The sequence below is a fragment of the Oceanisphaera psychrotolerans genome, from assembly GCF_001870485.1.
In the GTDB taxonomy this organism is placed as follows: Bacteria; Pseudomonadota; Gammaproteobacteria; order Enterobacterales; family Aeromonadaceae; genus Oceanimonas; species Oceanimonas psychrotolerans.
The window spans coordinates 13793-29834 of sequence record NZ_MDKE01000023.1 but is presented as its reverse complement, the minus strand read 5'-3'; the positions used below and the strand labels follow the sequence as shown (position 1 = coordinate 29834).

13 protein-coding genes and 1 pseudogene are annotated in these 16042 nt (G+C 59.8%); 3 read left to right on the top strand and 11 right to left on the bottom strand.

All coding sequences use genetic code 11. The annotated features are described in order from the left end of the window. Window positions 1-14: 14 nt before the first annotated feature. From sucA to sdhC, 5 genes are all read right to left on the bottom strand, one after another. The gene (gene sucA, locus BFR47_RS09950) at window positions 15-2828 is read right to left on the bottom strand and encodes a 2-oxoglutarate dehydrogenase E1 component (protein ID WP_071472924.1); all 2814 of its coding nucleotides are present in this window, start codon (window positions 2826-2828) and stop codon (window positions 15-17) included. Window positions 2829-2923: 95 nt separating this feature from the next. After that, a complete protein-coding gene (locus BFR47_RS09945; protein ID WP_071472936.1) occupies window positions 2924-3640 on the bottom strand; it encodes a succinate dehydrogenase iron-sulfur subunit in 717 nt (238 codons plus the stop codon). Between the two features lie 12 nt (window positions 3641-3652). Beyond that, entirely contained in the window at window positions 3653-5419 is a 1767-nt protein-coding gene (gene sdhA / locus BFR47_RS09940) for a succinate dehydrogenase flavoprotein subunit (protein ID WP_071472935.1), read from the bottom strand. Window position 5420: 1 nt separating this feature from the next. Next, the gene (gene sdhD / locus BFR47_RS09935) at window positions 5421-5765 is read right to left on the bottom strand and encodes a succinate dehydrogenase, hydrophobic membrane anchor protein (RefSeq protein WP_071472923.1); all 345 of its coding nucleotides are present in this window, start codon (window positions 5763-5765) and stop codon (window positions 5421-5423) included. Beyond that, window positions 5759-6157: a succinate dehydrogenase cytochrome b556 subunit gene (sdhC, locus tag BFR47_RS09930; RefSeq protein WP_139215150.1), complete on the bottom strand. Its 399-nt coding sequence runs from the start codon at window positions 6155-6157 to the stop codon at window positions 5759-5761. Before sdhC ends, sdhD begins: the two co-directional genes overlap by 7 nt. 401 nt (window positions 6158-6558) lie before the next feature. Here sdhC and BFR47_RS09925 point away from each other — a divergent pair, with 401 nt between their 5' ends. Beyond that, window positions 6559-7845 (top strand): citrate synthase, encoded by a 1287-nt coding sequence (locus BFR47_RS09925; protein WP_071472921.1) that lies wholly within the window; start codon window positions 6559-6561, stop codon window positions 7843-7845. Window positions 7846-7992: 147 nt separating this feature from the next. On the opposite strand, the gene fbp is transcribed toward BFR47_RS09925, so the two are convergent. The 6 genes and pseudogenes from fbp to BFR47_RS09895 form a co-directional block, all read right to left on the bottom strand. Beyond that, window positions 7993-9012, bottom strand: coding sequence for a class 1 fructose-bisphosphatase (gene fbp / locus BFR47_RS09920; RefSeq protein WP_071472920.1), 1020 nt, complete (start codon window positions 9010-9012; stop codon window positions 7993-7995). Window positions 9013-9121: 109 nt separating this feature from the next. Next, the gene (gene kdsB / locus BFR47_RS09915; RefSeq protein WP_071472919.1) at window positions 9122-9871 is read right to left on the bottom strand and encodes a 3-deoxy-manno-octulosonate cytidylyltransferase; all 750 of its coding nucleotides are present in this window, start codon (window positions 9869-9871) and stop codon (window positions 9122-9124) included. Continuing rightward, window positions 9868-10056 carry a Trm112 family protein gene (locus tag BFR47_RS09910; protein WP_071472918.1) on the bottom strand — a complete coding sequence of 63 codons (189 nt, stop codon included), beginning with the start codon at window positions 10054-10056 and terminating at the stop codon, window positions 9868-9870. Before BFR47_RS09910 ends, kdsB begins: the two co-directional genes overlap by 4 nt. Beyond that, window positions 10046-11011: a tetraacyldisaccharide 4'-kinase gene (gene lpxK / locus BFR47_RS09905; protein WP_071472917.1), complete on the bottom strand. Its 966-nt coding sequence runs from the start codon at window positions 11009-11011 to the stop codon at window positions 10046-10048. The genes BFR47_RS09910 and lpxK overlap by 11 nt, the downstream gene beginning before the upstream one ends. Further along, window positions 11011-12761: pseudogene (gene msbA / locus BFR47_RS09900) on the bottom strand (lipid A ABC transporter ATP-binding protein/permease MsbA). The gene lpxK and the pseudogene msbA overlap by 1 nt, the downstream one beginning before the upstream one ends. Before the next feature lie 27 nt (window positions 12762-12788). Further along, the gene (locus BFR47_RS09895) at window positions 12789-14990 is read right to left on the bottom strand and encodes a DNA internalization-related competence protein ComEC/Rec2 (RefSeq protein WP_071472916.1); all 2202 of its coding nucleotides are present in this window, start codon (window positions 14988-14990) and stop codon (window positions 12789-12791) included. A gap of 27 nt (window positions 14991-15017) precedes the next feature. On the opposite strand from BFR47_RS09895, the gene BFR47_RS09890 reads away from it, so the two are divergent. Together BFR47_RS09890 and BFR47_RS09885 are read left to right on the top strand one after the other, a co-directional pair. Continuing rightward, window positions 15018-15530: a DUF2062 domain-containing protein gene (locus BFR47_RS09890; protein ID WP_071472915.1), complete on the top strand. Its 513-nt coding sequence runs from the start codon at window positions 15018-15020 to the stop codon at window positions 15528-15530. Then, window positions 15479-16036 carry a DUF2062 domain-containing protein gene (locus BFR47_RS09885; RefSeq protein ID WP_245748874.1) on the top strand — a complete coding sequence of 186 codons (558 nt, stop codon included), beginning with the start codon at window positions 15479-15481 and terminating at the stop codon, window positions 16034-16036. Before BFR47_RS09890 ends, BFR47_RS09885 begins: the two co-directional genes overlap by 52 nt. Window positions 16037-16042 lie beyond the last annotated feature (6 nt).

Below are 16042 nucleotides of genomic sequence, written 5' to 3'. Positions count from 1 at the left end.
ATGTCCTATGTGCGTTATGCTTTGGTCAGCGTCAGTGCGTCTTCAACCAGCGCTTTTTGTTGTTGTAAGTGAACAGAGGTGTAACCTACCGCCGGTGATGCCGAGGCTTCACGCCCGGTGTAGCGCAGGTTGGCTCCCTTCGGAATAGCAGCCCAGAAATGGTGCTGGCTGCAATACCAGGCCCCCTGGTTTTGCGGCTCTTCCTGACACCAGACGAAATCGGTCACGTGCTGGTAGTCGGCAAGAATCGCGGCAACCTCTTCCTGAGGGAACGGATACAATTGCTCGATCCGAATAATGGCCACATCCGTTTGTTCATTCTTGCGCCGTGTTTCCAGCAAATCGTAATACACCTTGCCGGAACACAGAACAACACGCTTGACGCCTTTGGGATCCAGGTCATCAATTTCACCGATGGCATTCTGGAAAGTACCGCTCGCCAGGCTTTCCAGCTCGGATACCGCCAGCGGATGACGCAGCAGCGACTTGGGCGTCATCACCACCAGCGGGCGACGCATGGGGCGCAGCACCTGGCGACGCAGCATGTGGAACACCTGCGCCGGGGTGGTAGGCACACAGACCTGCATGTTGTGCTCGGCGCACAGCTGCAGATAACGCTCCAGACGGGCGCTGGAGTGCTCAGGTCCCTGACCTTCGTAGCCATGCGGCAACAGGAGGGTCAGACCGCACATCCGGCCCCATTTCTGCTCACCGGAGCTCAGGAACTGGTCGATCACCACCTGGGCGCCGTTGGCGAAGTCACCGAACTGAGCTTCCCACACGGTCAGGCCTTCCGGCTCGGCGGTGGCATAGCCGTATTCGAACGCCATGACCGCTTCTTCGCTCAGTACCGAGTCATACACCTGAAACTGGCCCTGATTCTCGGACAGATGACACAGCGGGGTATAGGTGCTGGCATCGTTCTGATTGTGCAGAACCGCATGGCGGTGGAAGAAGGTACCCCGACCCGAGTCCTGACCGGTCAGCCGGACTTCATAATCGTTGTCACACAAGGTGGCATAAGCCAGTACTTCGGCAAAACCCCAGTCCGCCAGCTTCTCGCCTTTGGCCATCAGCTTGCGATCGGCGTAGATTTTACCCACCTGACGCTGCAGGGTATGGCTCTCCGGGTAATCGGTCACCCGTTCGGCCAGATCTTTCAGCTTGTCCAGCGGGTAGGCCGAATCGTAGGCCATGTCCCACTCGTGGCCCAGATAAGGCGTCCAGTCGACGGAGTGCTTCTCCATCGGTCGCCATTCCTTGACCACGCACTCGCCGTGATCCAGGGCGTCACGATACTCGTTGATCATGGAGGTGGCGTCTTCCGCAGAGACGGTACCCTTGGCGATCAGCTTATCCGCATAAATCTTGCGCGGGGTCGGGTGTTTCTTGATCTTCTGATACATCAGCGGCTGGGTCGCACTCGGCTCATCGGCCTCGTTGTGACCGTGACGGCGATAACAGACCAGATCGATCACCACATCGCGACCAAACTCGTTACGGTAGTCCAGCGCCAGCTGAGTTACCTGCACCACGGCTTCCGGATCATCCGCATTGACGTGGAAAATCGGCGCCTGCACCATCTTGGCGATATCGGTACAGTATTCGGTGGAGCGGGTATCGCGCGGGTTGGACGTGGTAAAGCCAACCTGGTTGTTGATCACGATACGGATGGTGCCGCCTACGCCATAGCCGCGGGTCAGCGACATGTTGAAGGTCTCGGCGACCACACCCTGACCGGCAAAGGCCGAGTCACCGTGAATGGTGATCGGCAGCACCTGACGGCCATCCGGGTTGTCCAGTCGGTCCATGCGCGCACGTACCGAGCCGATAACCACCGGGTTGACGATTTCCAGGTGCGAGGGGTTGAACGCCAGCGCCAGGTGTACCGGGCCTCCGGGGGTGTCGAAGTCGGAGCTGAAACCCATGTGATATTTCACGTCACCGGAGCTTTGTACTTCATATTTGCCGGCAAAGGCATCGAACAGGTCCTGAGGACGCTTGCCCAGCACGTTGACCAGCATGTTCAGACGACCGCGGTGGGCCATGCCGATCACCACTTCCCGGCCACCCTTCTCACCGAAGCGACGGATCAGTTCCTTGGTCATCGGGACCATGGCATCGCCGCCCTCGAGAGAGAAGCGCTTGGCACCGGGGAACTTGGCACCCAGGTACTTTTCCAGGCCTTCGGCAGCGGTCAGGTTGTCCAGAAACCGCTTTTTGTCTTCCTGACTGAACTGGGGCTCACCGACAACCGGCTCCAGACGACCCTGGATCCAGCGCTTCTCTTCGGTGCTGGTAATGTGCATGTACTCGGCGCCGACGGAGCCGCAGTAGGTCTTTTTCAGCGCTGCCACCAGATCCTTCAGCTTCATGGTTTCCTTGCCGATGGCGTAGGAACCCACGTTGAAGGTAGCGTCGAGATCGGCGCCAGTCAGGTTATGGTATGCCGGGTCCAGCTCGGCCACCACTTCACGGTTCCACAGCCCAAGCGGGTCAAGGTTCGCATTCTGATGGCCCCGAAAACGGTAGGCGTTGATCAGCTGCAGAACTTTAACCTGTTTAGCGTCAGTGTGGGGATCGCTGACCGGAGTGGCATAACGGGAAGTGTCTTTGGCGAGGCGGCGAAAATAGTCTCTTACTTGCGAATGAGGTTGGTCCTGAACGTTTTGTTCCTGAGCGGGCAAGCCGTCAAACACGGACTTCCATTGCTCGGGAACCGAGTCAGGATCCGCAAGATAAGTTTCATAAAGGTCTTCTACATAGGTCGCATTGGCACCGGCCAGGTGAGAAGATTCCAGCCAGGCTTGCATTACGCCATTGTGCATCTTTATCCCTTTAACTTCTCGACAGTATTACTGTCGTTCTAGTCGTCGAGTCAAAGCCGCCCGGGGAGGGCGGCCTGGGTTACAGCTTGAGCAGTTTACACTGCCCGCTTCAACAGCATGGACTTGATATGACCAATGGCCTTGGTGGGGTTCAGGCCCTTGGGACACACGCTCACGCAGTTCATGATGCCATGACAGCGGAATACGCTGAAGGCGTCATCCAGTTCGGACAGTCGCGCATCGGTCGCGGTATCGCGGCTGTCGGCCAGCCAGCGATAGGCGGCCAGCAAACCGGCCGGACCGATGAACTTGTCCGGATTCCACCAGAAAGACGGGCAGGAGGTCGAGCAGCAAGCGCACAGAATACACTCGTACAGACCATCCAGCTGGGCACGTTCTTCCGGTGATTGCAGCCGCTCGCGGGCGGGAGGCTGCTTGTCGTCGGCAATAAGGAAGGGCTTGATCTTTTCCCACTGGGTATAGAACTGGCTCATGTCGACCACCAGATCACGCACCACCGGCAAACCGGGCAGCGGACGGATCACCACCTTGTTGCCCTGCTTGAGCAGGTCAGACAAGGGAGTGATACAGGCCAGACCGTTCTTGCCATTCATGTTCAGACCATCGGAGCCACAGACCCCTTCCCGGCAGGAGCGACGGAACGCCAGGGTTGCATCCTGTTCCTTCAGCGCAATAAGGGCATCCAGCACCATCATGTCGGAGCCTTCGGCCACGTCCAGCCGATAGTCCTTCATGTGCGGCTTGGCATCGGTTTCCGGATTGTAGCGGTATACAGAAATAGTAACTTGCATCATCCCCTCCCCTTAGTAAGTACGCGCTTTCGGCGGGAATGCGTCACGGGTGTTCGGTGACATATTCACGGACCGTCTGGTCATGGACTCGGTTTCCGGGCTGTACAAGGAATGGCACAGCCAGTTCTCGTCGTCACGCTCCGGATAGTCGAAGCGAGAGTGAGCGCCCCGGCTTTCGGTACGGAAATTCGCGGCCACGGCGGTGGCGTAGGCGGTTTCCATCAGGTTGTCCAGTTCCAGACATTCGATCCGCTGGGTATTGAAATCGCGGCTGGTGTCGTCCAGACGGGCATTTTTCAGACGTTCACGGATGGTTTTCAGCTCGGCCAGACCGGCGGCCATGGCATCGCCTTCCCGGAATACAGAGAAGTTGTTCTGCATGCACTGCTGCAGATCTTTCTTGATCTGTACCGGGTCTTCACCGTCGCGGGTATTTTCCCAACGGTTGTAGCGGGCCAGGGACTGCTCCAGATCCGATTCGGTGGCGGCGCGGACATCGCCCAGCTGATCCAGTGCTTCGGTCAGGTGACGACCCACGGCACGGCCAAACACCACCAGATCCAGCAGCGAGTTACCGCCCAGACGGTTGGCACCGTGTACCGATACGCAGGCGATTTCGCCGACCGCGAACAAGCCTTTCACCGGTACGTCCTTGCCATCGGCATCGGTCTTCAGAGCCTGACCGTGAACGTTGGTGGGAATACCGCCCATCATGTAGTGACAGGTAGGGATAACCGGAATCGGTTCTTTCACCGGATCCACGTGTGCGAAGGTACGGGACAGTTCGCAGATACCCGGCAGGCGGGACTCGAGTACGTCCTTGCCCAGGTGATCCAGCTTCAGCTTGATGTGCGGCCCCCAGGGACCATCGCAACCACGGCCTTCGCGGATTTCGATCATCATGGAACGGGCGACCACGTCACGACCGGCAAGGTCTTTGGCGTTGGGAGCATAACGCTCCATGAAACGCTCACCGTCCTTGTTCAGCAGATAACCGCCTTCACCACGACAGCCTTCGGTCACCAGCACACCGGCACCGGCGATACCGGTGGGGTGGAACTGCCACATTTCCATGTCCTGCACCGGAACGCCGGCCCGCAGGGCCATACCGACACCGTCACCGGTATTGATATGGGCATTGGTGGTGGACTGGAAGATACGGCCGGCACCGCCGGTGGCCAGAATGGTGGCCTTGGCCTTGAAGTACACCACTTCACCGGTTTCGATGTCGATGGCGGTACAACCGACCACGTCGCCGTCCTGGTTTTTCACCAGATCCAGCGCATACCACTCGGAAAACACGGTGGTCTTGTGCTTGACGTTTTGCTGATAGAGCGTATGCAGCAAGGCGTGACCGGTACGGTCGGAAGCCGCGGCGGTACGGGCCGCCTGCTCACCACCGAAGGCCTTGGACTGGCCACCGAAAGGACGCTGGTAGACCTTGCCGTTGTCGAAACGGGAAAAGGGCAGGCCCATTTGTTCCAGCTCGAGAATCGCCTCGGGGCCGGTCTGGCACATGAATTCGATGGCGTCCTGGTCACCGATGTAATCGGAACCCTTGACGGTATCGTACATGTGCCATTCCCAGTTATCGTCGTGGGCATTGCCCAGCGCCACCGTGATCCCGCCCTGGGCGGACACGGTATGGGAACGAGTCGGGAACACCTTGGACAACAGCGCACAGCTCTTGCCGGATTCCGCTATTTGCAGGGCCGCGCGCATACCGGCGCCGCCTGCGCCGATTACCACGGCATCGAATTCGCGAATTGCAATAGTCACCTTATACACCCCACAGTACGACGATGCCGGTCAGCACATAAACCAGCAGTAAAACCACTACCCCAAACTGGGCCAGGCCACGCCACAAGGCCGGCTTGACATAGTCAGACAGTACCTGCCAGGCGCCAATCCAGCCGTGCATCAGCACGCTGGACAAGGCCAGTAGCGTAAATACCTTGGTAAAGGTCTTGTCGAAGAAGCCCGTCCAGACATCATAGGTAATGTCGTTAAAGGCAATGAAACCCACCAGATAGAGGGTGTATAAGGTCATAATAACGGCCGTCGCGCGGATCAGCATGAAATCGTGTACGCCGCTGCGGCCAAAGGTTGCAGAATTGGTTACCATACCATTACCCCCGCCAGCAGTGACAACACGATGGTCACACCGAATGCTACTTTGGCACTCAGCGCACCCGACTCCAGCTCTTCACAGTAGCCTAGGTCCATAATGAGGTGACGAATGCCGCCCACTATGTGATAGGCCAGCGCAGTCAACACACCCCAGAGGATAAAGCCGACGAAGAAACCGTCGAGAATATCCACGACTGCCAGAAATCCGGCTTCCGAAGAAAGCGAATAACTGAGCAGCCACAGCAGGATGGCGAGAGCGAACAGCATGATGACACCGGAAACCCGGTGCAGGATGGATGCGATTGCAGCGACAGGTTGGCGAATAGTCCGTAGGTCGAGGTTTACTGGTCTCTGTTTTTTAGTCACGGTCTTGCCCACTAGCTCCATTGAGCACAGTTAGTTATTGTTTTAACAGATATAGCCCGGATATATGAAATGGGAATATGACAGAAAGCGCACACTGGCACCGAGGTGGCCGACGGCGTTCACGGCACCAGCTTCTGCACTTGCAACACATCCAAAACTGCACCATATACCCTCGCCGGCCAGTATATGGAGGGGGGGGGACAATTACAACGAAAGGGGCGGTAACAATTGCCAAATGTGTAAAGTCGATCGCACAACGGGCGTAGCGAACCATCGCCGCCGCGAACGAAAATTGACATTACCCCCCTCTTCTGTTTTCAATATGCCCGCACCATGGGAGGTATGCTGGTTAAAAATTCATTTAATCGGTATAAAAATCCCTACCCGTGGACCTAATTATAAAAATGCAAAGGAGACGTGCTATGGCTGACCAAAAGGCCACACTGCATTTGCCAGGCAAGGAGCCCATTGAGCTTCCTATCGCTTCAGGCACTGCCGGTTATGATGTGATCGATATCAGTTCACTGGGCTCACATGGCTACTTTACCTACGACCCCGGTTTTATGGCTACCGCATCCTGCCAGTCCGAAATCACCTATATCGACGGTGATAAGGGCATATTGCTGCACCGCGGCTACCCGATCGACCAGCTGGCACAAAATGCCAACTACCTGGAAGTCTGCTATCTGCTGCTGTATGGAGATGCGCCGACTGCCAAGCAGTTCGATCAGTTCCAGCGCACCATCATGCGACACACCATGGTACACGAGCAGCTGTCGTCCTTCTTCAAGGGCTACCGCCGCGATGCCCACCCCATGGCCATCGTCTGTGGTGTCATTGCCGGCCTGTCTGCCTTCTATCATGACCCGATGGACATCAATAACCAGGAACACCGGGAAATTGCTGCCTATCGCCTGATTGCCAAGATGCCGACCATCTCTGCCATGGCCTACAAGTATTCCATCGGTCAGCCGTTCGTTTATCCGCGCAATGATCTGAGCTACGCGGCCAACTTCCTGCAGATGATGTTTGCCGTGCCCTGCGAAGACTACAAGGTCAACCCCATCGTCGAGCGCGCCATGGACCGCATCTTTACCCTGCATGCGGATCATGAGCAGAATGCCTCCACCTCTACCGTGCGTCTGTCCGGCTCCAGTGGTGCCAATCCCTTTGCCTGTATCGCCGCCGGTATCGCGTCGCTGTGGGGCCCGGCTCACGGTGGCGCCAACGAGGCCTGCCTGATGATGCTGGAAGAAATCGGCTCCGTGGATCGCATTCCCGAGTTTGTTGCACGCGCCAAGGACAAGGACGACCCCTTCCGTCTGATGGGCTTCGGCCACCGGGTATACAAGAACTTCGATCCCCGTGCCACCGTGATGCGTGAAACCTGTCACGAAGTGCTGGACGACCTCAAGATCGAAGATCCGCTGCTGGACGTGGCCATGGAGCTGGAGCGTATCGCGCTGTCCGACCCCTACTTCGTCGAACGCAAGCTGTATCCGAACGTCGATTTCTACTCGGGCATCATCCTGAAAGCCATCGGCATTCCTACCAGCATGTTCACCGTGATCTTCGCCCTGTCTCGTACCGTCGGCTGGATGTCGCACTGGAACGAGATGATGTCCGATCCCAAGCAGAAGATCGGTCGTCCGCGCCAGCTGTACACCGGTGCTCCCGAGCGCGAATTCAAGACTCAGGTTGAAAAATAAACGCCATTAGGCGTCACCGCTAAACAGCAAAAGGCCGGCATCCAATGCCGGCCTTTTTTGTGCCTGATAACAGATGGGTCCTCACCGAGCGGAAAAATCAAAAAAGGCGCCGAAGCGCCTTTTTGTCAACCAACCGCTAATCCGGACTTATTTCGCGTCCTGGCTGGAGTACTGGGCCATCAGCTCGCCGGCCTTGTCGACCATCTTGCTCGAGCCCACAAAGTAGGGCGTGCGCTGATGCAGCTCGGTAGGCTTGATTTCCATGATACGGCGGAAACCATCGGTGGCCTTGCCACCGGCCTGCTCGGCCATGAATGCCAGCGGGTTGCACTCATACAGCAACCGCAGCTTGCCATTGGGGTTACTGGTGCCGGACGGATAGATATAGATGCCGCCCTTGAGCATATTCCGGTGGAAGTCCGATACCAGAGAGCCGATATAACGGGAAGTATAGGGACGTCTGGTGTCCGCATCCTTCTCCTGACAGAACTTCAGGTACTTCTTCACCCCTTCGGGGAACTTGATGTAGTTGCCTTCGTTGATGGAGTAGATGCTGCCCTGCTCGGGAATGCGAATGTTCTCGTGAGACAGGCAGAAGGAGCCCAGGGTAGGATCATAGGTAAAGCCATGCACGCCATGACCGGTGGTGTAAACCAGCATGGTGGAGGAGCCGTAGACCACGTAGCCGGCCGCCACCTGGTTCACGCCCGGCTGCAGGAAGTCTTCGATGTTCACCGGTTCACCGGGTTCGCTGATACGACGATAGATGGAGAAGATGGTCCCGACAGACACGTTGACGTCGATGTTCGAAGAACCATCCAGCGGATCCATCAGCACCACGTATTTGGCATTACACTGGCGTTTGTCATCGAAGGCCACGAAGTGGTCTTCTTCCTCGGAGGCGATGCCACAGACTTCACCCCGGGCTTCCAGTGCGGCCTTGAACATGTCGTTGGCAAACACATCCAGCTTCTGCTGCGTCTCACCCTGCACGTTTTCGCTGCCGTTGCTGCCACCGATGATATCGGTTACCAGGCCGGCCCGGTTGATTTCCCGGTTAACCACCTTGGCGGCGCGACGAATGGAAGACAGCAGTGATGTCAGTTCACCGCTGGCATTGGGATATTCAGCCTGATTCTTTACGATGTATTCACCCAGGGTAATCATATTCTTCCTCGAACGTTTCCTTGTGACGTTTAGTCGCCATAACTGCGGGGCAATGTACCCCGTTAACTCTCTTATTGCAGAATTTTTTGCTCGTTTTTCCGGCCTCGTCTCAGCGAGAGGCCAGTTGACGACGCACCGCGTCCAGATCCGCCGGCGTATCGACACCCGGTGGCGGAATTTCCGCGGCATCGGCCAGTACAATCGACTCGCCATGCCAGAGCACCCGCAGCTGCTCCAGTTTTTCCAGTTGTTCCAAGGGACTGACCGGTAACGCCAGGTAACGGCGAATAAAGCCGGCCCGGTAGGCATAAATGCCGATATGGCGCCGGCAGTGGCTCAAATCCGGGGTGCCGCCGGCCGTGCCATCCCGGTCGAAGGGAATGGCGGAGCGGCTGAAATACAGCGCTCGCCCGGCCTGGGTCTGCACCACCTTGACCACATTGGGATCGGTCAGCTGGTCCTCATGTTCAAGCGGTGTCGCCAGTGTCGCCATGGGCGCATCACTGCCGGCCAGCAGCCCGGCCACCTGGTCCACCAGTGCCGGCGGCAACAGCGGTTCATCGCCCTGCACATTCACCACGATGTCGTCCGCCGCCAGTGCCAGCAGCTCGACCACCTCGGCCAGGCGTTCGGTGCCGGACTCATGATGCGTGCCGGTCATGCAGACCTCGACGCCGCTGTTTGCCAGGGCATCACGAATGCGGACATCGTCGGTGGCCACCACCACCCGAGCGGCGGCGCTTTGCTGTGCCTGCTCCGCCACTCGGAGGATCATCGGCTTGCCATGAATATCGGCCAGCGGTTTGCCCGGCAGGCGGGTCGAACTGAAACGGGCGGGGATCACGACCACGAAGCTCATCCGGGCAGCTCGTCCATGCTCAGTTTGCGGGCCCGGTTTTCCAGCAGTACCGGTATGTCTTCCGTAATGGGGTAAGCCAGTCGGTCGAAACGGCAGACCAGTTCGTTATGCTGACGGTCCAGCTGTAGCTTGCCCTTGCATACCGGGCAGGCAATGATTTCCACCAGTTTGGCGTCAATCGCCATGATCTAGCTCCTTGAGTCGAGTTGAAAGCAATTGTTCGAATGCGGCGGGCAAGCGGGCATCCACCGGTAAAAACCAGGTATCCTCATGGCCGCCCGGCCATTTGACCGCGTCTTTTTCGGTGATCAGCAGGGGCGCCTGGCGCAGCGATGCCAACCGATCCGGGGAGACCGCCTGATGATCGGCCAGCGCCAGCCGTTGCTCAAGCACAAAGCCCAATTGCTCCAGCGTAGCAAAAAAGCGCGGCGGATGACCGATGCCCGCCAGGGCATGCACACTCGAGCCTGGCTCGGGGGCCGCCTGCTGGCCACTGACCGGTTGCAAGGCGCCGGGCTCGAGCGTCATCAGATATTCTCCGGTGTCGGTGGGGCCGCCATTGTTGATAATGGCATCCACCTGCTTCAGCCGCCACAGCCCTTCGCGCAGCGGCCCCACCGGCAACAGGTGACCGTTGCCGAAACGACGTTTGCCGTCCACCACCACCAGCTCGATATCCCGGTCCAGGGCGTAATGCTGCAGGCCGTCGTCGCTGATGATGATATCCACTCCCTGAGCGGCCAGCAGCGCCGCCGCCTCGCAGCGTTTGGGTCCCACCACGACCGGACAGCCGGTGCGCCGGTAAATCAGCACCGGCTCGTCACCGGCCTGCTCGGGTCTGGTATCCGCGTTCAGCAACAACGGATACCGCTCGGCTTTACCACCGTAACCACGGCTGATCACCCCGGGGGTATAGCCCTGCCGGCGCAACCATGCCACCAGCCACACCACCAGCGGCGTCTTGCCGTTGCCGCCCACTGTCAGGTTACCGACCACGATCACCGGCACCGGTGCTCGGTAGCGGGCTTTTATACCGTGACGAAACAGCCGGCGGCGCGCCGCGCTTATCAGCGCAAAGAGGCCACTCAGGGGGGCCAGCCCCCACAGCCAGCCGGTGCGCTTCCGGTACCAGGCCTGCATCAGCCCTCGCCGTACTGGATGCTTCTGAGCTGGGCATAAACGCCCTGCTGTTCGAGCAGTTCGAGGTGAGAGCCCCGCTCCACCACCCGGCCTTCGTCGATCACCAGGATCTCGTCGGCACTTTCGATGGTGGACAATCGGTGAGCAATCACCAGCGCGGTTCTGTCCTTGCGCAGGGCATCCAGCGCCGCCTGAATATGGCGCTCCGACTCGGTATCCAGCGCGAGGTGGCTTCGTCCAGGATCAACAACGGCGCATTGCGCAGCAGCGCCCGGGCGATGGCGATACGCTGACGCTGGCCACCGGACAGGCTGGCGCCGTTCTCGCCGATGATGGTGTCGTAGCCCTGATCCAGCTTGTTGATGAATTCATCCGCATAGGCCACTTTCGCGGCCGCGATAATCTGCTCGCGGCTATACTCGCCTTCGGCCGCATAGGCGATGTTGTTGGCGATGGTGTCGTTGAACAGGTGTACCTGCTGGGACACCAGCGCAAACTGGCGGCGCAGGTCGCTCAGGCGGTATTCGCGCAAATCCACGCCATCGAGGCGGATTTCACCGTCATCGATATCGTAGAAACGGGTCAGCAGGCTGGCGATGGTGCTCTTGCCGGAGCCGGAACGCCCCACCAGCGCGATGGTCTTGCCGGGCTCGAGGGTAAAGCTGACCTCCTTCAACGCCGCATTTTCCTTGGTGGGATAGGTAAAGGTGACCCGATCGAATTCGAGGCGGCCCTGCGCCCGGTCCAAAGGCCGGGTGCCCGTATCCTGCTCGCCTTCGCTGTCGATCAGGCCGAACAGGCTCTGACAGGCGGCGATACCGCGCTGGTAGGAGGCATTGACCTGGGTCAGGCTCTTCAGCGGCCGCATCAGCATCATCATGGAGGTGACAATCACGGTAAAAGTGCCGGGAGTCAGCTGGTCCTGAATGTTGTCGAAAGTAGACACGTACAACAGGATGGCCAGGGCACTGGAGGCGATCACCTGCACCAGCGGCGTGCCGATGGAGTCCGCCGCCACCATCTTCATGTTCTGCTGCCGCACCGCATTGCTGACCCGCTGAAAACGACCCGACTCCACCTGCTGGCCGTTGAACATCAGCACTTCCTTGTGGCCCTTCAGCATCTGTTCGGTACTGCTGGTGATGTTGCCCATGGCGTCCTGCATGCCGCGACTGAGGCGCCGAAAGCGGCGGCTGATCACCGCTATCATCACCCCGACCACGGGGCCGACCGCGAAGAAGATCAGCGACAGCTGCCAGGAGTGATAAAACATCAGCCCCAGCAGGCCGATGACGGTGGCGCCTTCGCGCACCAGGGTCACCAGGGTCGAACTGGCCGCCGACGACACCTGGGAGGCATCGTAGGTCACCTTGGACAGCAGGTTACCGCTATTATTGCGGTCGAAAAACGCCACCGGCATCGCCATCAGCTTGCCGAACACCTGCTGCTGCAGCGACATCACCACATGGTTGCCGACCCAGGCCATGCAATAGCCGGACAAAAAGGTACAGACGCCGCGCAGAAATACGATGCCAATCACGAACAACGGCATCCACTTCAGTACATCGGGATCCTGACCGGTGAGTCCCTCGTCGATCAGCGGCTTGATGGAATAGACAAAGGTGGTATCGACGGCCGCATAGCCGGCCATGCCGATAATGGCGGCCACCAGACCGAGCTTGCGCTCCTTGACATAACCCAGCAGGCGCTTGAGCACCGGCCAGGACGAGGAGTGTGCATCTTGGGACATAAAGTCTCTGCCTTGAAAAACGAGGCGCTATTCTAACGGTTTAGTGCCATTCAACCAAGCACCGAGCCGATGATACCAGGGGCCGGGGCGCCCGGCGTCCACCAGCCGCCAGCGTTTTCCCTCCGCCACCAGATGCACCATGCCATGTTCGCCGGTGATCAACTGGGATACTCCCATCTGCTCGAAGCGAGCCACCACCTCGGGGGACGGAAAGCCCCAGCGATTGGCAAAACCGGCGGTATGCACCACCCAGTCCGGTGCCACCGCCCGGTTGAACGCCTCGGTAGAGGAGCTGCGGCTACCGTGATGAGGGCTGAGCAACAACTGGGCCGCCACCGGCCGCCCCGAGGCCAGCAGGCCCCGCTCCGCCAACGCCTCGATGTCCCCGGTCAGCAGCAGCGACAACCGGCCATCACCGATATGCAGTACACAGGAGTCGTTGTTGCGATGGCCACTCGGGGTGACTGGCCACAGCACCCGCAACGTCAGGTCCCCCCAGGTTTCCACCTGTCCGGCACGACAATGCTGCCCGTCCGGCCAGGTCCCCCGGCGATGCTGCACCGGCAGGGTCGCGGCCAGATAATCCCGGTTACCGCTGTGATCCCGGTCGTCGTGACTCACCACCAGATAGTCGAGCTCATCGATGCCCAGCCGGGTCAGCAACGGCAATATCACCCCATCGGCCATATTGAAGCCCGAATCGAAACGGTTACCGGTATCATAAAGCAAGGCCCGCCGGCCCTGAGTCACCAGCACCGACAGCCCCTGCCCCACATCCAGTATCCGCACCTCCCAGTGGGGACGCGATGCCGGAGGCAGCAGGCTCAGCAGCAACAGATACAGCCCCAGCGTCATCACCTGACGGCTGCGGGGCAGCAACGCCGACAGCATCAGTAACCACAACAACAGCCAGCCCCCTTGCGCCAGAGCCGACAGCGACTGCCAGGGCGACAAACTGTCATTCAGACGGTGCAGAGCGGCCATCAACGGTTCGAACAGGGCATTCAGCCCCAGCAGGACCAACATGGCCAGCCCGGGTACCGGCAGCAGCAACAGACAGGCCAGCAGTAGCAACGGGATCAACAGCAGTGAAAACAGGGGGATCAGCAGCATGTTTACCGGCAGCGACGCCCAGCTGATGCCGCCGAACAGCAGCATAATCAACGGCAGCAACAGCAGGCTCAGCCCCAGTTGCAACCGCCACAGGCTGCGCCCCGCCAGCCAGCCGGCACTCACCAGCAAGGCCGCCACCGCCAGCACCGACAACCAGAACCCCAGATCCAGCGCCAGCCAGGGCATGGCTGCCAGCAGCAGGGTCATGGTCAGCAACAACAGCCGCCGGCCGCTCCAGAAACGCCCCCGGCAATACAGGCCCAACCACAGCAACAGCATCAGCAGCGCCCGCTGGGTCGGCACCGAAAACCCCGCCAGCCAGGCATACCCCAGCGCCAGCGTTCCCGCCAGTATCGCGGCCAGCAGCCGACTGCCACTCAGGCGCCCGGCCAGCAGGCCCAGCCCGGCCACCAGCCCGATATGCAGGCCGGAAATGGCAAACAGATGACTCACGCCCAGGCCCCGCAGCATGTCCCAGTCTGCTTGATCCAAGCCGCTGCGATCGCCCACGCTCAGGGCCAGCAACCAGCGTCGCGCAGGCAAGTCGGCGGTCATGGCCTCAATATGGCGAACCAGCCGGGTCCGGTGCGAGGGGGTGGCAACCTGATGTTCCAGGGTGCCGGTCAGGTAGCCCCGGGCCGTGATCCCCTGCCCCAGCAGCCAGCGGGCACTGTTGAAGCTGCCAGGATTATGCAGGCCATGGGGAGGCTGTAACCGACTGATCGACTGGATATTATCCCCGGCGGCTGGCGCCTCGTCTGCACCATACCAGGACAACAGCACCCGCGGACGGGGGGAAAGTGCTTGACCGTTAAGGCTTTTCAGACTGACAATCAGTCTACTTGCGCCACCTTCCCGGTGCTGAACACTGTCTACGGTGCCGGCAATAAGCTGGCTGCGCTGGAACAGCTCGGGAGCCTGCAGCCAGCTCAGTTGCCAGTGGCTGTAGCAGAGCGCCCAGACCAACCCGAATAACAGGCAGGCCACTGCCGGCCTTGGCCGCCAACACAACCAGCCTAAACAGGCCAGCGGCAACCACCAGTCCCAGCCGGGGAGCCAGGGCCAGATCATGATGGTTGAGATGCCGAAGCAGAAGAAGAACAGCCGCTTATCCATCCGATAAGTATTGCGGACCTGGAACAGATGCCAAAAAAGACATTGAAACGCCTGATGCCCGACCCGGGCACCATTAAAAATCATAAATACCTGAGCCTGCTTGGCAGCAGACTGCACGACAACAACCTGTGGCATCTCAACCGACATTCGGCCGCCGGCGCCTTTGCCGTCGGCCTCTGCTGTGCCTGGCTGCCCATCCCCTTTCAGATGGTACTGGCCGCGGTGCTGGCCATGACCTTCAGGGTCAACCTGCCGTTATCGGTGGTGCTGGTCTGGGTGACCAACCCGCTGACCATGCCGCCGATGTTCTATTTTGCCTACCGGCTCGGTTCTTTTCTGCTCGACAAACCGCCCCATTACCAGCACTTTGAGCTGAGTCTGACCTGGCTTGGCAGCGCCATGAGCAATGCCGGCCCGTCCTTTCTGCTGGGCTGCGGGGTGATGGCGATGGTCAGCTCCGCGACCGGTTTCATGGTGATGCACGGACTATGGCGCTGGACGGTCTCCCGCCGCTGGAAACTCCGCCGGCGGGGGCGCTGATGCTGCGCCAATGGTTGCGGAACCGGATGCCAAGCCAGGAAACCCTGCGCGAACACCGGGTGCTGGCCCTGTTCGGCGAGCGCCTGCTCGACCCCGACTACTGGTGTTGTAACCGCCACTCCGCCGCCGTCGCCGTCGCCGCCGGTCTCTTTGCCGCCTGGCTGCCGCTGCCCTTGCATACCCTGGTGGCCATCGGCCTGGCCGTGCTGTTTCGCGGCTATCTGCCGCTGGCCATCGCCATGGTGTGGGTCAACAACCCGCTCACCCTGGCCCCGATGTTCTACTTCGCCTACCGGCTCGGCGCCTGGCTGCTGGGCACCCCCGAACTGGTGTTCAACGGCTCCCTGGAGCACGAAGCCCTGGCCATGGCGGTACCGCTGCTGACCGGCACCCTGCTGATGGGACTGACGAGCGCCCTGCTCGGCTGGGTCATCACCCGCCTGGGCTGGCGCTGGAAGGTACAACTGGCGTGGAAGTTAAGGCAGGAAAGACGCGATCAGCGGTGAGGGGGG

What these genes read in the sequence shown, in the direction of transcription:
- sucA (WP_071472924.1), bottom strand. Translation starts at nt 2,828, where the DNA reads ATGCACAATGGCGTAATGCAAGCCTGGCTGGAATCTTCTCACCTGGCC.
- BFR47_RS09945 (WP_071472936.1), bottom strand. Translation starts at nt 3,640, where the DNA reads ATGCAAGTTACTATTTCTGTATACCGCTACAATCCGGAAACCGATGCC.
- sdhD (WP_071472923.1), bottom strand. Translation starts at nt 5,765, where the DNA reads ATGGTAACCAATTCTGCAACCTTTGGCCGCAGCGGCGTACACGATTTC.
- sdhC (WP_139215150.1), bottom strand. Translation starts at nt 6,157, where the DNA reads ATGGAGCTAGTGGGCAAGACCGTGACTAAAAAACAGAGACCAGTAAAC.
- BFR47_RS09925 (WP_071472921.1), top strand. Translation starts at nt 6,559, where the DNA reads ATGGCTGACCAAAAGGCCACACTGCATTTGCCAGGCAAGGAGCCCATT.
- fbp (WP_071472920.1), bottom strand. Translation starts at nt 9,012, where the DNA reads ATGATTACCCTGGGTGAATACATCGTAAAGAATCAGGCTGAATATCCC.
- kdsB (WP_071472919.1), bottom strand. Translation starts at nt 9,871, where the DNA reads ATGAGCTTCGTGGTCGTGATCCCCGCCCGTTTCAGTTCGACCCGCCTG.
- BFR47_RS09910 (WP_071472918.1), bottom strand. Translation starts at nt 10,056, where the DNA reads ATGGCGATTGACGCCAAACTGGTGGAAATCATTGCCTGCCCGGTATGC.
- lpxK (WP_071472917.1), bottom strand. Translation starts at nt 11,011, where the DNA reads ATGCAGGCCTGGTACCGGAAGCGCACCGGCTGGCTGTGGGGGCTGGCC.
- BFR47_RS09895 (WP_071472916.1), bottom strand. Translation starts at nt 14,990, where the DNA reads ATGGATAAGCGGCTGTTCTTCTTCTGCTTCGGCATCTCAACCATCATG.
- BFR47_RS09890 (WP_071472915.1), top strand. Translation starts at nt 15,018, where the DNA reads ATGCCAAAAAAGACATTGAAACGCCTGATGCCCGACCCGGGCACCATT.
- BFR47_RS09885 (WP_245748874.1), top strand. Translation starts at nt 15,479, where the DNA reads ATGGCGCTGGACGGTCTCCCGCCGCTGGAAACTCCGCCGGCGGGGGCG.